18 protein-coding genes are annotated in these 18431 nt (G+C 33.5%); 6 read left to right on the plus strand and 12 right to left on the minus strand.

The genetic code is table 11. The annotated features are described in order from the left end of the window. Entirely contained in the window at positions 1–726 is a 726-nt protein-coding gene (locus K0R77_RS03670; protein ID WP_300348002.1) for a LytTR family DNA-binding domain-containing protein, read from the plus strand. A gap of 228 nt (positions 727–954) precedes the next feature. Here the strand turns inward: K0R77_RS03670 and K0R77_RS03675 are convergent, their stop codons facing one another. Beyond that, positions 955–1638, minus strand: coding sequence for a GNAT family N-acetyltransferase (locus tag K0R77_RS03675; protein ID WP_300348007.1), 684 nt, complete (start codon positions 1636–1638; stop codon positions 955–957). A gap of 210 nt (positions 1639–1848) precedes the next feature. Between K0R77_RS03675 and K0R77_RS03680 the strand changes: the two genes are divergently transcribed. Further along, entirely contained in the window at positions 1849–2568 is a 720-nt protein-coding gene (locus tag K0R77_RS03680) for a DUF3667 domain-containing protein (protein WP_300348010.1), read from the plus strand. A gap of 222 nt (positions 2569–2790) precedes the next feature. On the opposite strand, the gene K0R77_RS03685 is transcribed toward K0R77_RS03680, so the two are convergent. Continuing rightward, positions 2791–2982 carry a cold-shock protein gene (locus tag K0R77_RS03685; protein WP_139423175.1) on the minus strand — a complete coding sequence of 64 codons (192 nt, stop codon included), beginning with the start codon at positions 2980–2982 and terminating at the stop codon, positions 2791–2793. A gap of 554 nt (positions 2983–3536) precedes the next feature. Here K0R77_RS03685 and K0R77_RS03690 point away from each other — a divergent pair. The 4 genes from K0R77_RS03690 (at position 3537) to ade (ending at position 7115) form a co-directional block, all read left to right on the plus strand. Next, the gene (locus K0R77_RS03690; RefSeq protein WP_300348016.1) at positions 3537–4112 is read left to right on the plus strand and encodes a hypothetical protein; all 576 of its coding nucleotides are present in this window, start codon (positions 3537–3539) and stop codon (positions 4110–4112) included. A gap of 82 nt (positions 4113–4194) precedes the next feature. After that, positions 4195–4905 carry an ABC transporter ATP-binding protein gene (locus K0R77_RS03695; RefSeq protein WP_300348018.1) on the plus strand — a complete coding sequence of 237 codons (711 nt, stop codon included), beginning with the start codon at positions 4195–4197 and terminating at the stop codon, positions 4903–4905. A gap of 56 nt (positions 4906–4961) precedes the next feature. Beyond that, a complete protein-coding gene (locus K0R77_RS03700; protein WP_300348020.1) occupies positions 4962–5414 on the plus strand; it encodes a hypothetical protein in 453 nt (150 codons plus the stop codon). Positions 5415–5486: 72 nt separating this feature from the next. Continuing rightward, complete coding sequence (ade, locus tag K0R77_RS03705) at positions 5487–7115, plus strand: adenine deaminase (RefSeq protein WP_300348022.1); 1629 nt, start codon at positions 5487–5489, stop codon at positions 7113–7115. 2 nt (positions 7116–7117) lie between these two features. Here the strand turns inward: ade and K0R77_RS03710 are convergent, their stop codons facing one another. The 10 genes from K0R77_RS03710 to K0R77_RS03755 all read right to left on the minus strand — a co-directional run bounded on the left by K0R77_RS03710 (position 7118) and on the right by K0R77_RS03755 (position 18399). Further along, positions 7118–7909: a patatin-like phospholipase family protein gene (locus K0R77_RS03710; protein ID WP_300348026.1), complete on the minus strand. Its 792-nt coding sequence runs from the start codon at positions 7907–7909 to the stop codon at positions 7118–7120. Positions 7910–8007: 98 nt separating this feature from the next. Continuing rightward, positions 8008–8601 carry a hypothetical protein gene (locus K0R77_RS03715; RefSeq protein ID WP_300348029.1) on the minus strand — a complete coding sequence of 198 codons (594 nt, stop codon included), beginning with the start codon at positions 8599–8601 and terminating at the stop codon, positions 8008–8010. A 66-nt stretch (positions 8602–8667) separates the two neighbouring features. Further along, positions 8668–10056 (minus strand): dihydrolipoyl dehydrogenase, encoded by a 1389-nt coding sequence (gene lpdA, locus K0R77_RS03720; RefSeq protein WP_300348033.1) that lies wholly within the window; start codon positions 10054–10056, stop codon positions 8668–8670. An 83-nt stretch (positions 10057–10139) separates the two neighbouring features. Beyond that, positions 10140–11456, minus strand: a complete 1317-nt coding sequence (locus tag K0R77_RS03725; protein WP_300348034.1) for a sorbosone dehydrogenase family protein — start codon at positions 11454–11456, stop codon at positions 10140–10142. 215 nt (positions 11457–11671) lie between these two features. After that, the gene (locus K0R77_RS03730; protein WP_300348037.1) at positions 11672–11935 is read right to left on the minus strand and encodes a hypothetical protein; all 264 of its coding nucleotides are present in this window, start codon (positions 11933–11935) and stop codon (positions 11672–11674) included. Between the two features lie 86 nt (positions 11936–12021). After that, positions 12022–14685 carry a glycoside hydrolase family 3 N-terminal domain-containing protein gene (locus tag K0R77_RS03735; RefSeq protein WP_300348042.1) on the minus strand — a complete coding sequence of 888 codons (2664 nt, stop codon included), beginning with the start codon at positions 14683–14685 and terminating at the stop codon, positions 12022–12024. A 275-nt stretch (positions 14686–14960) separates the two neighbouring features. Then, positions 14961–16400 carry an alpha-L-fucosidase gene (locus K0R77_RS03740; protein WP_300348045.1) on the minus strand — a complete coding sequence of 480 codons (1440 nt, stop codon included), beginning with the start codon at positions 16398–16400 and terminating at the stop codon, positions 14961–14963. Between the two features lie 92 nt (positions 16401–16492). Continuing rightward, positions 16493–17197, minus strand: coding sequence for a DUF2071 domain-containing protein (locus K0R77_RS03745; RefSeq protein WP_300348052.1), 705 nt, complete (start codon positions 17195–17197; stop codon positions 16493–16495). 137 nt (positions 17198–17334) lie between these two features. After that, complete coding sequence (locus tag K0R77_RS03750) at positions 17335–17637, minus strand: hypothetical protein (protein WP_300348054.1); 303 nt, start codon at positions 17635–17637, stop codon at positions 17335–17337. A gap of 258 nt (positions 17638–17895) precedes the next feature. Continuing rightward, positions 17896–18399 carry a GbsR/MarR family transcriptional regulator gene (locus K0R77_RS03755; protein ID WP_263002549.1) on the minus strand — a complete coding sequence of 168 codons (504 nt, stop codon included), beginning with the start codon at positions 18397–18399 and terminating at the stop codon, positions 17896–17898. Between the last annotated feature and the right edge of the window lie 32 nt (positions 18400–18431).

Raw genomic sequence — 18431 nt, forward strand, 5'->3', positions numbered from 1 at the left:
ATGAAAAAAATAACCTGCCTGATTGCCGACGACGAGCCAATGGCCCTGAATCTCATAGAAAGTTATGTTCTGAAAACGCCTTTTCTGGAGCTGAAAGCTAAATGCAATAACGCTATCGAAGCAATGCAGTTTTTGGAAGAAAATAAAGATATTGACTTGTTTTTTCTTGATATTCAAATGCCGGATTTGACAGGTCTTGAGTTTTCAAAACTGTTACCTCAAAAAAGTAAAGTGGTTTTTACAACAGCTTTTGACCAATACGCAATTGACGGTTATAAAGTAAATGCACTCGATTATTTACTGAAACCTTTTGATTATAACGAATTCTTGAATGCATCTACAAAAGCCAGAAATCATTTTGAATCTTTACAATCTGTTTCTGGTTCGAAATCAGAAAAAAAACAGGAATTTATTTTCGTGAAATCGGAATACAAGCAGATCAAAATCAATCTTTCTGAAGTGCTTTATATTGAAGGTCTCAAAGATTATGTGAAAATTTATCTGAAAGATAATCCAAAACCGATTCTGACTTTAATGAGTCTGAAAAAGTTGGAAGAAGAATTACCTTCTGAAAATTTTATGAGAATTCATCGCTCGTACATCATTGCGCTCGACAAAATAGAAGCCATCGAAAGAAATCAAGTCGTTATCGGAAAAGAACAAATAGTAATCGCTCCTAATTATAAAGATGGTTTGATGGAATATATTGGTGGAAAGAGTTTGTAACTACTGAATCCATTTATAAAATAAGTTATGGAGTTGCTAACTTTGTTGGGAGTATAGTTTTTTGTCGATGATGATAAATCTAATAATTGCGAAATTCTTTCTAAATTTTCGACCAAATGTTTCGATATTTCTTCGGTATCGGTACTAAACCGGAAAAAAAGATGATAATTCACTTTCTTTCCGTTCTTTTTCAGCTCCTAAATCATAGTGCTTTTTATCAAAAATTTATTATCCTTCATTTGAAAGTAATTTCCAGAAACTTATTTTCTTTCTTATCACAAACCCCAATTTCTCATACAGCCTAATAGCATTAACATTATTATCGGCAACGTGCAGGTAAGGAATTTTGGATTCGTTGAATATTTTATTGCTTGCGTGGACGATGAGCTGTTTTGCATATCCTTTTCCTGTGTATTCAGGATGGGTAACAATAGCACTTAATTCAGTGTATCCATCCATTTTCATTCTCTCTCCGGTAACTGCAACTAGTTGATCATTTTTGTAGATCCCATAATAATTTCCCAGATCGGCAGTTTTATTTTTGAAATATCCTGGCTGCACCATATTAACAAGCTTAAATAGTTGATCTTTTTGATCTTCTGTCTGAAGTACAATAATATTCTCATAAATATCAAGGTCAATTCGTCTATCAAGAATCATTTGATCGCAGATCAATTCACTTTCTATTCGAACTTTGCTATTGATATCAGGTCTATTTCCAATTACAAAAAACTTGTCGGTAAAAGATGCGTATGTTGTGATTCCAGACTCTGTTTTTTCATTATTCAACGCACCACCGAAGGTACAATAATCAGGATTATAAAATTTTATCTGCTCATAGTCAACTGCAAAATTTGCATGAGTTTCCCTTAATGAATACCATGCCGGATTATCTAATTTGTCAAGATTCATTTTAAATAATTAAAGTAAAGGATAAGATTTGAGATTGTAATTTACGAAAATCAAATGTATTCTTAATAACTATCTTAACCTCTAAAGTGATACTAAATTAAACTTTACAAATAAGACAATTATATTTTCTGAAAATAAATTGTAGTTTTGATATATACCAAAATACAGCTTATGATTTGCAATAAAGTCAGCTAAACCAAAATTCGATGTATGATAACTTGTAAGAACTGTGGAAACATATTTGAAGGAAAATACTGTAACCAATGTGGTCAGTCTGCAACAACTAAACGTATTGACCATGAATTCCTTTGGGAAGACATCCAACATGGTATACTACACTATGATAAAGGAATCGGCTATTCTCTGAAAAAGCTTTTTGAGGAGCCTGGTCATGTGATCAAAAGTTATATTGCGGGACAACGAGTGAATCACTTCAGACCAATTTCAATGGTCATTATTTTAGCTACGGTTTATGCCTTGATCTATCACTTGCTTGATCTCAATAATCGCTCTGATCTTGACGAATCCTCCGGACTGGTTTTAGAAAAGGTTTTTGAACATTATTACTGGTTTGTGGTCACTACAATTCCAATTTATGCATTGACAACCTACGTAATTTTTAAAAAATCTGGGTATAACTTCTATGAATTTATAATTTTTGAGGCCTTTAAAACATCTCAACGGCTAGGAGTACACATACTTTTTTTACCCGTACTGTATTTTCTCAAAAATCAATCAGGTTTTAATATTGTTACTAATCTCCTGTTCTTCATCGATTTTATTTTAATTTTTTGGACGAATAAACAATTCTTTAAAATGAGATGGATAGAGATCCTTTCACGAAGTATTTTAAGCTATATCATGTATTTGATCATCGCAATTTTATTCGTGGTTGCAATTCTTTTATTTTTGGGAGTTTCATTTGATTGATTATGATCTTAAATAATAGATTTAACAAAAAGGTAAATCTGAAAAAGATTGCTTGATTAACTTGCTTTATTAAACAATTAACAAACTATATTTACAGTTCTAAATAGCTCCTTAAGTAGCTGAGATAAGACAAATATCCAGCCTTAGGTTGAATAGAAAAATAAAAAAAGCAGATAAAATAAATTATCTGCTTTATGTACCATATGATGGTTATTAATAAAGTTACGCTATTTTAACGTTAACTGCATTAACACCTTTGTTTCCATTTTGTAAATCGAATGTTACGACATCATTTTCACGAATATTATCTACTAAACCTGAAGTGTGTACGAAAATGTCTTGACCACCTGTTGATGGAGTAATAAAACCAAATCCTTTGGTATCGTTAAAGAATTTTACTGTTCCTTGTTGCATTGTATATGTATTAAAAAATTATTGTATTCTGTTTTTAAAGGATCAATCGTCCTGGTGTCCTGATATAAATCAAAACGATAATAATTTTTGAGAAAAAAATATGGATGAATAGAATTTAAGAGTGAAAATCGAACTTCTTAAAAGGTAGAACACCTAAAATATTAATGACAAAATTGAGCGGCTGACATTCATTTGAGATTAAATTAAAATCTCACTTTTATCATGCAGTTGCCTTATTATTTTACAAATATATACTAAATAAATGACATATGCAATTATATTCTCAATTAATCACCATTTGCTTAGTATATGTAAAGGGCTTCACCAGATAGATAGTCAACTGCATTCAGATTAAAATCTTCATAGGATACAACATTTCAAATCTTGTCCTGGTATTTTTTATCCCGATACCTGTTTTTCCCCAGTCTGGAATTTTAATAATAGAAAAAAACGAAGTCAAAAAAAAATATTATTTTTGTCCCAGAAAAAATTGTTGTTTATGGGAGAATAATTAATTTAGCAAGACCATATCACAATTATTAAAACAAAAATACATGAGAAAAATAATTCTACTATTCACCTGCCTATTTAGTGTTGCTGCTTTTTCACAGATCAAAGTTCTGAAAAATGAGACTTTGGTGGAAATCGGCAAGGAAAACTCGGTAGGTCTTTATAAAAAAGAAAACAGGTTTACTTTTAATTATCAGGATATCAACACCAGTAATCTGAATACCTTCAGATCATTTTCGTTTTTGGATGTGAATGGCGATGTGATGGGGCTTTATAAACTTGTCACTGACGGTTTTATCGACCAACCTGTAGGAAATGTCACTTTAGAACTTCCTAATGATATCATCGAACTTCATTATGAAAAAAATTACGGTCAGCCGACAGTACAATTCATTCAGTTTATCAATAAAAACAGAAAATATGTAGGAAAATCACAGTTTTTAAATAAAAAGCAGATTGATAAAATTTTCGGGATCGGTACTTCAAAAGCGGCTTTGTACAATAAACCAGCACAAAGAGCAGCCGCCGTTTCTAATGTGGCGAATACACAACAAACCTACACAAACGAAGCACCTGAAGCCACAAAGCCTGCAACGCCTAAAAAGAAATCAAGAAAATAATTTTATTTTTTAATAATACTCAACTCATTCTCTGCGAATGAGTTTTTTTATTTTATTTTTGTAAAAAGATTATCATTAAATTATGTCTCTGCAAGTAATCAATCTCACCAAAAAGTTTGCTGAGCAAACTGCTCTCAACAACATTAATATTTCTATTGAAAAAAACGAAATCATCGGTCTTCTCGGTCCTAACGGAGCCGGAAAATCTACTTTGATGAAATCTATTGTGGGTGCTCTGAAAATTGATGAGGGCGAAATCATTTTTAATGGTAAAAACATTTCGGAAAATGAAATTGAAAGCAAAAGAAACATCGGTTTTCTTCCTGAAAACAATCCTTTATATCTAGAAATGTATGTGAAAGAATATCTGCAGTTTGTGGCAAATATTCACAAAATTTCTAAAGAAAGAGTAGATGAAGTGATTGAATTGATAGGAATTACTCCGGAAAAATCAAAAAAAATCGGACAGCTTTCGAAAGGATATAAGCAAAGAGTAGGTTTGGCTCAGGCGATCATTCATCAGCCGGATTTATTGATCTTAGACGAACCAACAAACGGTTTAGATCCTAATCAGATCATTGAAATCAGAAATGTGGTGAAAGAGATTGGTAAAGAAAAAACGGTATTGCTTTCCACGCACATTATGCAGGAAGTTGAAGCATTGTGTTCACGAGTGATTTTGATTCACAAAGGAAATATCTTACAGGATTGCGCAGTTGAAGAGTTCAAAGGAAAATTCGATAGTTTAGAAGAAGCTTTTGCGAGCTATACACAGACAGAAAATATTTTGTAATTGGCTCTAAATTTGATAACATTCCGGTACAATAATCTTAAAATACATCGACAAAAATGATTAAGAAAATTATATTGTGCGCAACATTAGTACCCTTTTTATCTTTTGCAAAGGTGATAAAAGATGATAATATTTCTGATTTGCCTAAAGAAATCAAGAATAACAGAGGGGAAAAAGATCAGGAAAAAATTCCGAAAACGGTTATTATTAAAACTAAAAAGTTTAAAATAAGAATCGATAAACAACCTAATGGAAATTATCTCTATCAATCGTGGGGTGCAAATACAAAAATTACTGCCAAACCAAGTATGATTATTTCTGACGGAGAAATTATTCCAGACGGAAGTGGAGGAAATTATTATTACGAGTTCAACAATAATAATTACAGCTATAAAGTGTACAGAAATTATCTTACAGATTCTGCAACAAAACCACCGTACACATTGATTGTTACCGATATTGATGGAAAAATTGTGGTAAAACAGGACGGAAGGGTTGTAAAAAATTAAATTTAATTAAAAAATCAAATAATAAATTCCTAATTTTCACGATTAGGAATTTTTCATTTTAATAAAAGCACAATGGAATTTACAGTTAAAGCCAATTTAATAGACATCATTTCAAAGGAAACTTACTCTGCTGAGGTTGTCATTTCAAATAAAAAAATCACTTCAGTAAAAAAAATTGAGGAAAACTTAGATACATATATTTTACCGGGATTTATTGATGCTCATGTTCATATAGAAAGCAGTATGCTTGTCCCGTCAGAATTTGCCCGAATTGCCGTAAAACACGGAACTGTAGGAACGATTTCCGATCCTCATGAGATCGCCAATGTTTTAGGAGTTACCGGTGTAGATTATATGATTCACAACGCCAAGCAAGTTCCGTTTCACTTTTATTTTGGAGCTCCTTCATGTGTTCCCGCAACTCAATTTGAAACAGCAGGAGCAATAATTGATTCAAATGATATTGATCAACTATTGAGCAGAAATGAAATCGTTTATCTGGCTGAAATGATGAATTTTCCTGGTGTGATTTATAATGATGAAGAAGTTTTAAAGAAAATTGCTTCTGCAAAAAAACATAAAAAACCCATCGACGGCCACGCTCCCGGATTAATGGGTGAAGGATTGAAGACTTATTTTGATGCAGGAATAACTACTGATCACGAATGTTTTGGTCACACGGAAGCTTTGGAAAAACTGAAACATGGTGTAAAAATAATGATCAGAGAAGGTAGTGCCGCTAAAAATTTCGATACATTAATTCCATTATTAAAAGATTTCCCAGAGCAGATCATGTTCTGTTGTGATGACAAACATCCTGATAATTTGATTGAATCTCATATCAACGATCATGTAAAACGTGCTTTGAAAGAAGGTCACGATTTATACGACGTTTTGCGTGCGGCTTCTTACAATGTTATCAATCACTATCATTTACCGATTGGTCTATTAAAAGTTGGAGACAATGCAGATTTTATTGAAATTGATAATATTAATGATCTTAATATTTTAAAAACGTACATCAATGGAGAATTGGTAGCAGAGAACGGAAAATCATTTATTGAATCTGTTGAAGCCCCGATTGTGAATAATTTTAATTGCAATATGAAACAACCTTCTGATTTTAAAATTAAAAGTGAAGGTGAAAAAATTCGGGTAATAGAAGCTTTAGACGGACAATTAATTACGCACGAAATTCAAGCAGAAACTTTAGTAATTGAGGGATTTGCTGAATCAAATATTAAAGAAGACATTCTGAAAATTGCCGTTGTGAATCGTTACAATGACGCACCTGTCGCAACTGCTTTTATTAAAAATTTTGGTTTAAAAAGTGGTGCAATCGCATCTTGTGTTGCCCACGATTGTCATAATATCGTTGTTGTAGGAACTAATGATGAAGATATCTGTAAAGCTGTTAATGCAGTGATTAAAGCAAAGGGAGGAATTTCTTTAGCGACAGAAGCTGAAGAATTGGTTTTGGAATTACCTATTGCCGGAATTATGACCGATCTTCCTGCTGAAGAAGTCGCTGAATTATACATTAAATTAGATCGAAGAGCTAAAGAATTAGGAAGTAAACTGAGAGCGCCTTACATGAGCTTATCTTTTATGGCACTTTTGGTAATTCCTGAACTAAAACTGAGTGATAAAGGCTTGTTTAACGGTAAAATTTTTGAGTTTACGGATGTTTTTGTGAAATAAATTTAATTTTTCAGTTCTTTCACAAAATCACTTTCAGAATAGCTGTTTTTAGCAGCTTCATAACCAATGTTGTAAATTTGTTCGAGACGATCTTTTTTTCTTTCAAAATTTCCAAAAGCGGAAAGGTCTTTTGAGGAAATAAGCCAGTCACAATATTCAAATTTCACTTTTTCAACTCTGTAGGAAAACAAATCGAATGATCGTGAAACAATAGATTTAATAGTTTTAAGATCAGTAATTTTAATATCATGAGGTGGCGAAACAAATACGCCAATCAATTTATCACAGTCATTTCTGATAATATCTGCCGGAAAGTTATTGAGAACCCCTCCATCACAATACATTTCTTCACCCAAAATATAAGGCGTTGTAATTCCGGGAATTGAGCAGGAAGCAATCATCGCATCAATGACTTTAAAATCTTTATCGAATACTTTTTCGGTTCCGGAAACCAATTCTGTAGCAACAATTCTCACTTCTTTATCCAGATCACCAATTTTCATATCCTGAAAAATAGGTTTGAGATAATTGGCAAAAATAATGGAGGAAACCAATCCGGGTTGATTAAAAGTAAAATGTTTCCAGTTAAAAAAATAGATAGATTGAAAGAAATCTAAAATTTCTTCAGGCTTTTTTCCGATTGCATAAAGACAACCGACAATGGATCCTGCACTGCAACATGAAAGAATATCAATATCAATATTTTTCTCGCTCAGGAATTTTAAAACTCCTGCATGAGCAATACCTTTTGTACCGCCTCCCGATAAAACCAATCCTGTTTTTTCAAAATTCATTGAATAAATTTAAAGAAAACTCTCTGGAAATTTCACTCTATTCATGTTAATTATTATGCGTAACTAATTAATCAAAATTTTAACAGCAAATACAAATTTTAAGACTTACTGATTTTAGCATCGTACAAACGTAAGAGCTTTACAAAATCTTCTTCTGTATTCGCTGATTTTAATCTGAGTTCCAAATCCGGATAATCTTTAAATATGATTCTAAATTTACGTTTTAGATCATCAAAGAAGCCCCAATAAAGAATATTTTTATTATTATCTGTAATATAGCCTTTTATTTCCAGCTGCATAGCCAACGTTGGATTGTGATAATCTTTGTACCAGTTTATATTTTTCCCTTCGTACAAAATTTCGATGAGTCCTTGTTCTTTTGGAAGTCTCCCTGATGAAGCAAAATATTCGTGTTTCAGATTGTTCTCATCAGTGATTTTGATATATTTAATATCATTCGGCTGCACCCAGATTTCATTTCCGTTAGAATCTCTCATTTTCATCTTAAACATGATCGTGGCAAAGTAATACTTCTTATTACTGAATTTACCAATGTTTCTGACTTTAGCTTTTATTGTATCCTGAGTGTTTTTTAATATATATTCCGTAGAGAAAAAACCTTTGTCATTTTGTTCTTGAGAAAATAAGAATACTGAAAATAGAGAAAATAATAAAATGAATCTTGTCTTCATAAATATAGAGTAAAAAAGCCCAGACAGAATCTGAGCTTTAGATATATAATAAATTATACTTTAAAATTAAATGTGAATCACTTCACCATATGCAGCAGCAGCAGCTTCCATAATCGCTTCAGAAACCGTTGGATGCGGATGAATAGATTTGATGATTTCGTGACCTGTAGTTTCCAGTTTTCTTGCAACCACAGCTTCAGCAACCATATCGGTAACGCCTTCACCAATCATATGACAACCTAACCATTCTCCGTATTTAGCATCGAAAATTACTTTGATGAAACCGTCAGTATTTCCGTTTGCAGTAGCTTTTCCACTTGCAGAAAGAGGAAATTTACCAACTTTGATTTCGTAACCTTTTTCTTTAGCCTGCTTTTCAGTAAGACCAACAGATGCTACTTCAGGGTGACAGTAAGTACATCCGGGAATATTGCCATAGTCGATTTTCTCAACGTGCAAGCCTTTGATTTTTTCTACACAAGTGATTCCTTCAGCAGAAGCAACGTGCGCTAAAGCCTGAGTCGGGATGATATCTCCGATCGCATAGTAACCAGGAACTGAAGTTTCGTACCATTCGTTAACCAAAACTCTACCTTTATCTGTCTGAATTCCCACTTCTTCAAGACCGATGTTCTCAATGTTTGCAGCAATTCCAACTGCAGACAATAAAATATCAGCTTCAAGAGTTACGTTTCCGTTTGCAGTTTTTACAGTAGCTTTCACACCGTTTCCGCTTGTGTCCACGCTTTCAACAGATGCGTTAGTCATGATGTCAATGCCTGATTTTTTCAGAGATTTCTCTAAGTGTTTTGAGATTTCTTCATCTTCCACAGGAACAATGTTTGGTAAAAATTCAACAACCGTAACTTTCGTACCCATTGTATTATAGAAATCAGCAAACTCAACTCCAATAGCTCCAGAACCAACAACGATCATAGATTTTGGCTGCTCAGGAAGAGACAATGCCTGTCTGTATCCGATTACTTTTTTACCGTCTTGAGGCAAGTTTGGTAATTCTCTAGAACGGGCTCCTGTAGCGATAATGATGTTTGTTCCTGTATATTCAGTTACTTTACCTTCTTTATCAGTCACAGAAACTTTTTTCCCTTTCTGAACTTTAGCTGTACCAAGAATTACATCAATTTTGTTCTTTTTCATCAAGAACTCAATTCCTTTGCTCATCTTAGAAGCAACACCACGGCTTCTCTGGATCACATTCGGAAACTCAAAACTAGCTTCCACTTTATTTAAACCATAATCTTCAGCGTGATTGATGTAATGAAAAACCTGAGCCGACTTCAACAAAGCTTTCGTTGGAATACATCCCCAGTTAAGACAGATTCCTCCTAAATTTTCTTTCTCGATAATTGCGGTTTTGAAACCCAACTGTGCCGCTCTGATTGCTGTAACATATCCACCAGGACCACTTCCGATGACAATAATATCGTAATTCATTAGCTTAAAATTTTTATGCGAATTTAAGGAAAAATATTGACGAAAACGAAAAGCAACTCTACCAAGTTGCTTTTGCTGTTTTTTTACTTATCCTTGTTGTAGGAAACCCTCCAGACAATTCCGCTGACATCATCTGCAACGAGTAAAGATCCGTCTGCGATCTGTAAAATGCCGACCGGTCTTCCATAGACATCACCTTTATCTTTATCCGCAATAAAACCAGTCAGGAATGGTTCAAAACTTCCTGCCGCTTTGCCGTTTTTAAATGGTACAAAAGCAACCTGATAACCTACCAAAGACGAACGGTTCCAAGAGCCGTGCTGTCCGATAAAAGCTCCATTTTTATATTTTTCGGGGAACTTTTGTCCTGTATAAAATGTCAATCCCAAAGATGCGGTATGAGATCCCAAAGGGACATCCGGAACAATTGCTTTTGCAACCAAATCAGGTTTTTCTCCTTTTCTTCTAGGATCTTCATGTTTCCCGAAATATGAATAAGGCCATCCGTAGAAAGCATCTTTTTTCACACTTGTCAAATAATCGGGAACCAGCTCATCTCCTAATTCATCTCTTTCATTCACGACCGTCCATAATTCTCCGGTTGTGGGATTCCAACTCATTCCTACTGGATTTCTAAGTCCTGCTGCAAATATTTTTTCTCCGCTTCCGTCAGGATTCACTTCTAAAATATTAGCTCTCCGTACCTCATACTCCATTCCGTTTTCTCCAACATTACTTCCCGACCCTACCGAAATATAGATTTTAGAATTGTCTTTATTTGAAATTAAATTTCTCGTCCAGTGATTATTATATCCTCCCGCCGGAAGATTGACGATTTTCTTACCAGGTTTTGTTATTTTTGTTTCGCCTTCTTTGTATGGATAAACCCAAAGCCCGTCAGTATTTGCCACATAAAATTGATCTTTAATAATCAGCATTCCGTAAGGTTGATTTAAATTATCAAGAAAAACAGAAGAAGATTCTGCAACTCCGTCTTTATTGGCATCTCTGTAAAGAATAATTCTGTTCGCTGATTTTCCGCCAACTTCGGCATCACTTTTTCCGCTGATATCATTTTTGATCTTTTCTTTTGTTGTACGTTCAGAATTGGAAAGCACCACAAAAATATCGCCATTTGAAGCCTGAATCATGTTACGTGGACTTTTAATATTTTCCGCAAATCTTGTCACTGTAAATCCTTCAGGGGCAACTGGAGTTTTTCCCGATGGCCATCCAATAACATTACTGAATTTATTTTTAGCACTTTTTTCGTCCGGAGCAGGTAACTGTAAAGTATCGGTTTCGGTTTTAACCACGTCTTTCTGCATATTTTCAGAACTTTTCTTGTCTTTGCAACTTACAACCAGCGCAATTACAATAGGTAGAATAAATTTTTTCATAAATTTTATTGAGTGATTTGACAGATTATTGAAATTTCTACATTTCACGAACAAAAACTATTCCTTTAAAGCTTCATAACAGCTTTCATGAGATAAAATAAGATTAGAATGTTTAAATTATTTTTAGCAGAAACAAAGTTTTACAGTTTAATTTTAAACAAAAAAAGAGAACGCAAAAACATTCTCTTTTTTTATTTATTAACTTGAAATTGATATTACCTTGCACTTCTCAGTAATTTCTTTTCATTCTGATATCTTAAATTCAAAGCTTTCAATTGCTCCTGCTTCATCTTTTTGGTTGCAATCGGATGATTCATTATGAGCTTTTTCTCTGCATTGTATCTTTTTTGTAATTCGCGGGATTTACTGTTTGTCAGCTCCGTTTTTGACGGATGTGGCGGAGCAGGCGGACGTTTTTGTCCATATACACTCATTGATAATCCAAATAACAATACAGTTGATATTAGTAACTTTTTCATGACATTTTATTTTTTGAATGATTTAAATTATTTCATTCAGATTCATGATAAACATTACATATATCATACCACATTATCAAGAGGTATTATTCAACTTCAAGATTTTGCTTTAAAGGCAGGTTTTTAGAAGAATTTCCAACCATAATTCCGTAGTTTCCTTTTTCAACGATCCAATTCATTTTTTCGTCTAAAAACTGCAATTCTTTTACAGGGACTTCAATTGAAATCTGCTTTGATTCTCCAGATTTTAAATACACTTTCTGAAAGCCCTTCAATTCAATAATAGGTCTTGAAACCGAAGCCACCAAATCTTTTACATACAATTGAACGACTTCACTTCCCGCTTTTGAACCTGTGTTTTTCACCTTCACTTTAGCAACGATGGTATCGTTTTCAGAGTATTGGTTTTTGTTTAATTTTAAATCAGAAATTTCAAAAGTCGTGTAACTTAAACCAAAACCAAACGGATACAATGGTTCACCACTCAAATCATAATAATCATTTCCGCGTCCGGTCGGGTGATGATTGTACGTTAAAGGCAACTGTCCTTCCTCAATCGGAAACGTAATTGGTAATTTTCCGGAAGGATTTTCTGATCCGAAAAGCACTTTTGCCACCGCATTTCCACCTTCCTCTCCGGGATACCAAACATCTAAAATGGCTCCTACTTTGTCCTTCCAATTCGTAGTTTTTATGGCAGAACCGCCAACCAAAACTACTGTTGTAGGTTTATTTAATTTTGAAACTTCGTGAATAAATTGTTCCTGATTTCCGGGAAGACTCAACGAAGAACGATCCTGAAATTCACCTTCATGAATTCCTGCTGCAATGATGATGTTATCTGCATTTTGAATCAATTTTAAAGCATCATTAAAGTCTTTTTGGTAATCATTCAATCCATAGTTCCAGATCAGTTCGATGTTTGCTTCTCCTCTATTTTCATGAAACTCAACAACAATATCAGATTTTTGACCTTTCACAAAATCTATGTCAACAGTTTTGGTTGAATAACTCAACTTTTCCCAATTGTCGATCATTAATTTTCCATTTAAATACAATCTGAAACCGTCGTTTCCACGTAATCCAAGCTGATATTTTCCTGAATTTGGAGCCTCCAATTTTCCAGTCCAGCGAACACTGTAATTGTCGGGTTGCAGTTTTTCAGGATTTGGAGAATATAAAGTCCATTTGAAATTCAATTGTTCGTCCTGTTTTTCAAAAACGGGGTTTCCTTTTAAATCTGAATTGGAAAAATAATTTCCTTTCAAACCTTTTTGATTTTCTGAAGATAAAAACTCAGTTGAAACGGTCGTGAAATCCTTCAAATTCCAGTCAATTCCTTTGGAATAATTGACTTCAATATTTTTATTTTTAACGAAATTTTTAATCCCATCTAAAATACTCACTTTCTTGTTTCCCGGCCCTGAATAACCGCCTAATCTCGCATCAACAGCATCAGTTCCGACCACTAAAATCTTTTTAACATTTTCCGAAATCGGAAGCGTCTGATTATTATTTTGAAGCAAAACAAAAGATTCAATGGCGGTTTTTTCGGCTAACGGTTTGTGATTTAATTTCTTTAATTCTGAAATAGCTGCATCAGAAACGTAAGGATTTTCAAACAAACCCAATTCAAATTTTGCCCTCAAAACCCTTGAAACCGCATCATCAATTCTTTCCTGAGAAATTCTTCCATCCAAAAATGGCGGAATAAACAATTTATAATGATTGTATTCCGTTTGGAAAATCACATCAAGTCCCGCATTTATCGCCTGTGCAGAAGCATCATCGTAATCTTTTGCCGTAAAATGCAGAACGTTTGATCCACCAACTGCACTTGCATCGCTAATCACAAATCCCTTAAAATACCATTCATTTTTTAATTTTTCGGTCAGCAACCAATGATTTGCCGTTGAAGGTCGTCCGTCCAACAAATTATAAGAAGTCATCACCGATCTGCTTTTGCCTTGTGTGAAGGCTTTTTGAAAAGGAATTAAATATGTTTCTTCCAAATATCTTTTGCTCCAATGAATTGGATATGAATCTCTTCCACCCTCGCCGACATTCGCTAAAAAATGTTTTGGAGTCGTTATAATTCCCTGATTTTCAAAAGAACTGACAAAATTCACTCCCATCACCGAAGTCAAAAATGGGTCTTCACCGTACGTTTCCTCTGTTCTTCCCCATCGAACATCACTCGCCAAATTCACAACCGGTGTCAGAATCTGACGAATTCCTCTTAATCTTGATTCTTTGGCAATAGCTGTCGAAACTTCTTTCATCAATTCAGGATTGAAGGTTGCTGACAAACCAATCGCCTGCGGAAAAGCCGTTGCTCCTTCACGCATCAATCCGTGTAAAGCCTCATCAAAAGGAATAATGGGAATTCCCAATCTTGATTCTTCAACAAAATATTTTTGAATCGCGTTGATCTTTTTGGTTAATCTTTCCGCATCTTCATTTGCGTTATATTTCAACAATTGTCCGGCAACGCCACCGCCTTGATTTCCTGCACTTATCTGCAATCCGAAGATTCCGTGGGAATATTGGCCTTCCGGAACATTGTCCAAATCTCCGGGGATCATAAAACACTGCCAGAATTTTTCTTCTGGTGTCATTCTTTTCAGCAAATCATGAACTCTTGTTTCTATTGGTTGTTTCGGATCTTTATATAATGGTTTTTGAGCTGAAATAATTACAGAACTCAATAATGAAATTGCTATGATTTTAAAACGAAATTTAAAGCACATAAATAATTTGATTTAATTATTGTTCTTTTGTCTTGAAATCGAAGATTCGACGAAGTCAAACAAAAGAACCAAAAATTCAAGACTTGAAACTCTCCGCTAAAAATAAAATCTGTTCTCTAAAAATTCTAAAACTCGTGCGAATTTTATGTTGCTTTTTCAGTTCAACATTTGTGTCGCGCTCAAACAGTAGAATTTTCTTAACGTTCACAGACTTTATTTTCCTAACGCTCCGATTTCCTAAGTCATTTTAATATACAATTAGTTTACAATTTCAACTATTGCGTAATCTTAATTACGGTTGAATATTGTAATTGAGTTCTTTCCCTGGGTAAATTAATTTCAATTGAGTTTCCAGATTTTTTCCATTGAATTTTAGAAGAAACTCCTAACACGTTCAATGATTTTGGTTTAAAATTTTCAGGAATGGAAAAATTTAAAGTTGACGGAGATTGATAATTTGTTTTTTCATCCAAGTGAAAAATATTCACTGTTTTCCCATCTTTACTTTGCGTATAATAAAAATTACCGTCATGATAAGGTGCCACCGCTCTCGTTGCAAAAACTGCGGACTGATTTTTATCCATCCAAGTTGAGATTTCATTTAATCTTTCGTAAACAATCGGGTCATAATCTCCGTTTGGTCCGGGAGCGATATTCATCAGGTAATTTCCGCCTCTCGAAATGATTTTCACTAAAGTTTCAATGATTTTCTGAGAAGATTTATAATTGTCATTCGGAACATAAGAAAACGAATCTCCCATCGTGATACAGCTCTCCCACGGGATCGAAAGTGCGTGCTCAGGAACGGCTTGTTCGGGTGTCACATAATTTTCCCATTTTCCGGGAACCGTGCGGTCTACAATGATAATTCCGGGTTGATTTTTTCGAGCCATTGTTCCGATTTTATCCATATCAATATCCTGTTCAACCTTGATCGTTCTTTGCCATTCCACTTTTGGATCAATGGTATTAAATGGACGAACCCAACCTCCATCCAACCAAAGAATATCAATTTTACCGTAGTTTAAAGTGATTTCATTTAACTGATTAAATGTGAAATTTTTAAAATTATTCCATCTTTCGGGGTATTTTTTAGGATCATAATTCACATTTCTGTCTTTTGGCGGAAAATACGACCACCAATAATCATCAGAATGCCAATCCGGTTTTGAAAAATAGGCTCCGATTTTGAAGCCTTCTTTTTGGAATGTATCGAAAATCTCTTTTGTCACATCCGCTTTCGAATTTTTGGAAAAAGGAGTTTTTGATGAGGTAATCTTATAATCAGACTGTTGTGTATCAAACATGGCAAAGCCATCGTGATGTTTTGTTGTGAACACTACATATTTCATTCCTGCCTTTTTTGCAGCATCTGCCCATTTTTGTGGATTAAATTGAGTTGGATTGAAAGTCGTCTGAAGATTTTCATAGTTTTTCACATATTCATTGTAAGCTTTTCCGTGTTCGGGCTTACGTTGTGTCCATGGTTCGTCTTCAGGACAAAGGCTCCAACTTTCGACAATTCCCCATTGGCTGTATGTTCCCCAATGCATAAACAATCCGAATTTTAAATCCTGCCAGTTTTCAAGATTTTGGACAACAAGCGGATCAGTCGGTTTTTGGTAGCCTTCCGAAACATTGTGAGCCTGTGAAAAAAAAGTGGATGAGAGTAAAAGTGACGAGAAAAATATGGTTTTCGTTTTTTTACTTAACATAAAGTTTAGTTTTTGCTAATTTAATCATGATTTGATGAACCAGCAAAAATATTCTTACAGTCAATTAACTGAATTTTATCTGAAGATTTTACCTAAACCAAGTACTTCTTAGTTTTAACTATGATCCCGGAACCTTCTGCGAGCATTACAGAAAGTGGTTTCTGATGATTTAAACATTCAAAATCTTTTCCGTAAATCTTGTTAAAACAAATTTCCACCTGATGATTTTTAACTTTATACCAATCCCATTTTGGATGACAGACTTCATATTCTGAAGTTTTGTTGAATCTTTTTGTAAAGCCATAATAATGCTCTGTGATAAATTCAAATTCTGAATCATTTTCGATAGGAAAGGCTTTATTATCAGCGGTTATTTCGATAGAATGCCAACTTTTGTCTTTCCATGAATATTTGATCATAAAATCATTTTCAGTATGCTGTATATGATTTTTCATGCGCATCGTTTTGTAGTTTTCTCCATAAACAGAATTTGCCACCCAACTCAAAGCCGGTTTCGGAACAATTTCTTTGATGAAAACCACACCTCTTTTCCACTCGTTTCCTTCTTTTTTCTTTACATAAAATCTAAGATTTACTTCCTCAAAATTTCTGTGAAAAGGAATCGGAAGTCCTAATAATTTGGTATTTAAAAACATGAAACCTACAAGACTTACATAACATTTACCTTTATAGAAATCGATTTCAGTACCTTTTGGGAGATATTTAATTAAGATTTCAGGATTTATTTCGTAATTGATGATTGCTAATTTTCGCCATTCGGCTTTCAGGAAATTCATAATTTTTTGTTTTTGAATTATTTAAAATAATATCATTTAAAATGGTTAAATATTTAATTTTTAATCAGATAATTCCGCTGTTTTTTGATTAAATCTGTATGATTCATTTTCCCTTAGTTTAATGGTTTTAAGAAATTTCAATCAATTAAATCTTGTTTTTTAATCTTGTTTTTTGAATCAAACCAACTTATCCATAGAGATTGAAAAATCAACAATGGCGTAAGAAACATCCATGTTAAAACTAACATTCCCGAAAAATTTTCAAAATCATTCCAATCAAAAACAAAAGCCAATCTCCAACTAAGAAAACCTACAACGACAAAAGTTGACAGAAACATATATAATTTTCGAGATTCGTCATTGGTAAAGTTATTGTTGAAAAATTTAATAATATTCAAAGTATATTGTACGATCGCCAAAATAAAAAATTCAATGATCATAATCTGAGAAAAAATGTCGTTTCCGAAATAAATATATTGTGCTAAAGTGACAACAAATATTAAAACCGTTATGATTTGAATCTTTAATTCATGTTTAAAAGTGTTTTCATGATATTCAATTTTAAAAAGTTATTCTTTTTGTTTTTCCTCCGAAATAAAAAATTAGGATTAAATGAATAATTGAGTTTTTCATAATTATAATATTTTCAGTAATTATTGAAAGTTAATTTGAAATAAAAAAGGATTTTGAAGTCCTTTCTATTTTAATAAATTGGTGATCTTTCCGACCAGCCAATGATCATCGCTTTTTATAGCGAGATCCATAATATTGTTGATTTTGCTTGTGACATTGCTAAAATCATCCATCAATTTGATAAATTCTTTTGCTTCATCAGAATTGTTGTCTTCAATGTTTTTTAATTCTTCTAGAAATGCTACAACTGGCTCTATTTCTCTCTTTCTTCGCTCTTTTGTAATCTGTTTAAACAAAAACCAAACATCTTTTTCGGCAATGAAATATTCTTTTCGGTCACCTTTGATAAACTCTTTTTTCACAATTCCCCAATCCATCAAAGCACGGAGATTCATATTGGCGTTTCCTCTTGAGATTTCAAGCAATTCCATGACCTCATCTGTAGAAAGCGGTTTTCCATTTGCCAAAAGTAAAGCATGAACCTGTGCCATTGTACGGTTGATTCCCCAGCTCGTTGCGAATGTTCCCCAAGTCTGAATGTATTTTTCTTTGGCTTCTGAAAGTTTCATTTCTTTTAATTATTTTGTTTTGTCGATTTTCT

It is taken from the genome of Chryseobacterium sp. (genome assembly GCF_029240215.1).
Classification (GTDB): domain Bacteria; phylum Bacteroidota; class Bacteroidia; order Flavobacteriales; family Weeksellaceae; genus Chryseobacterium.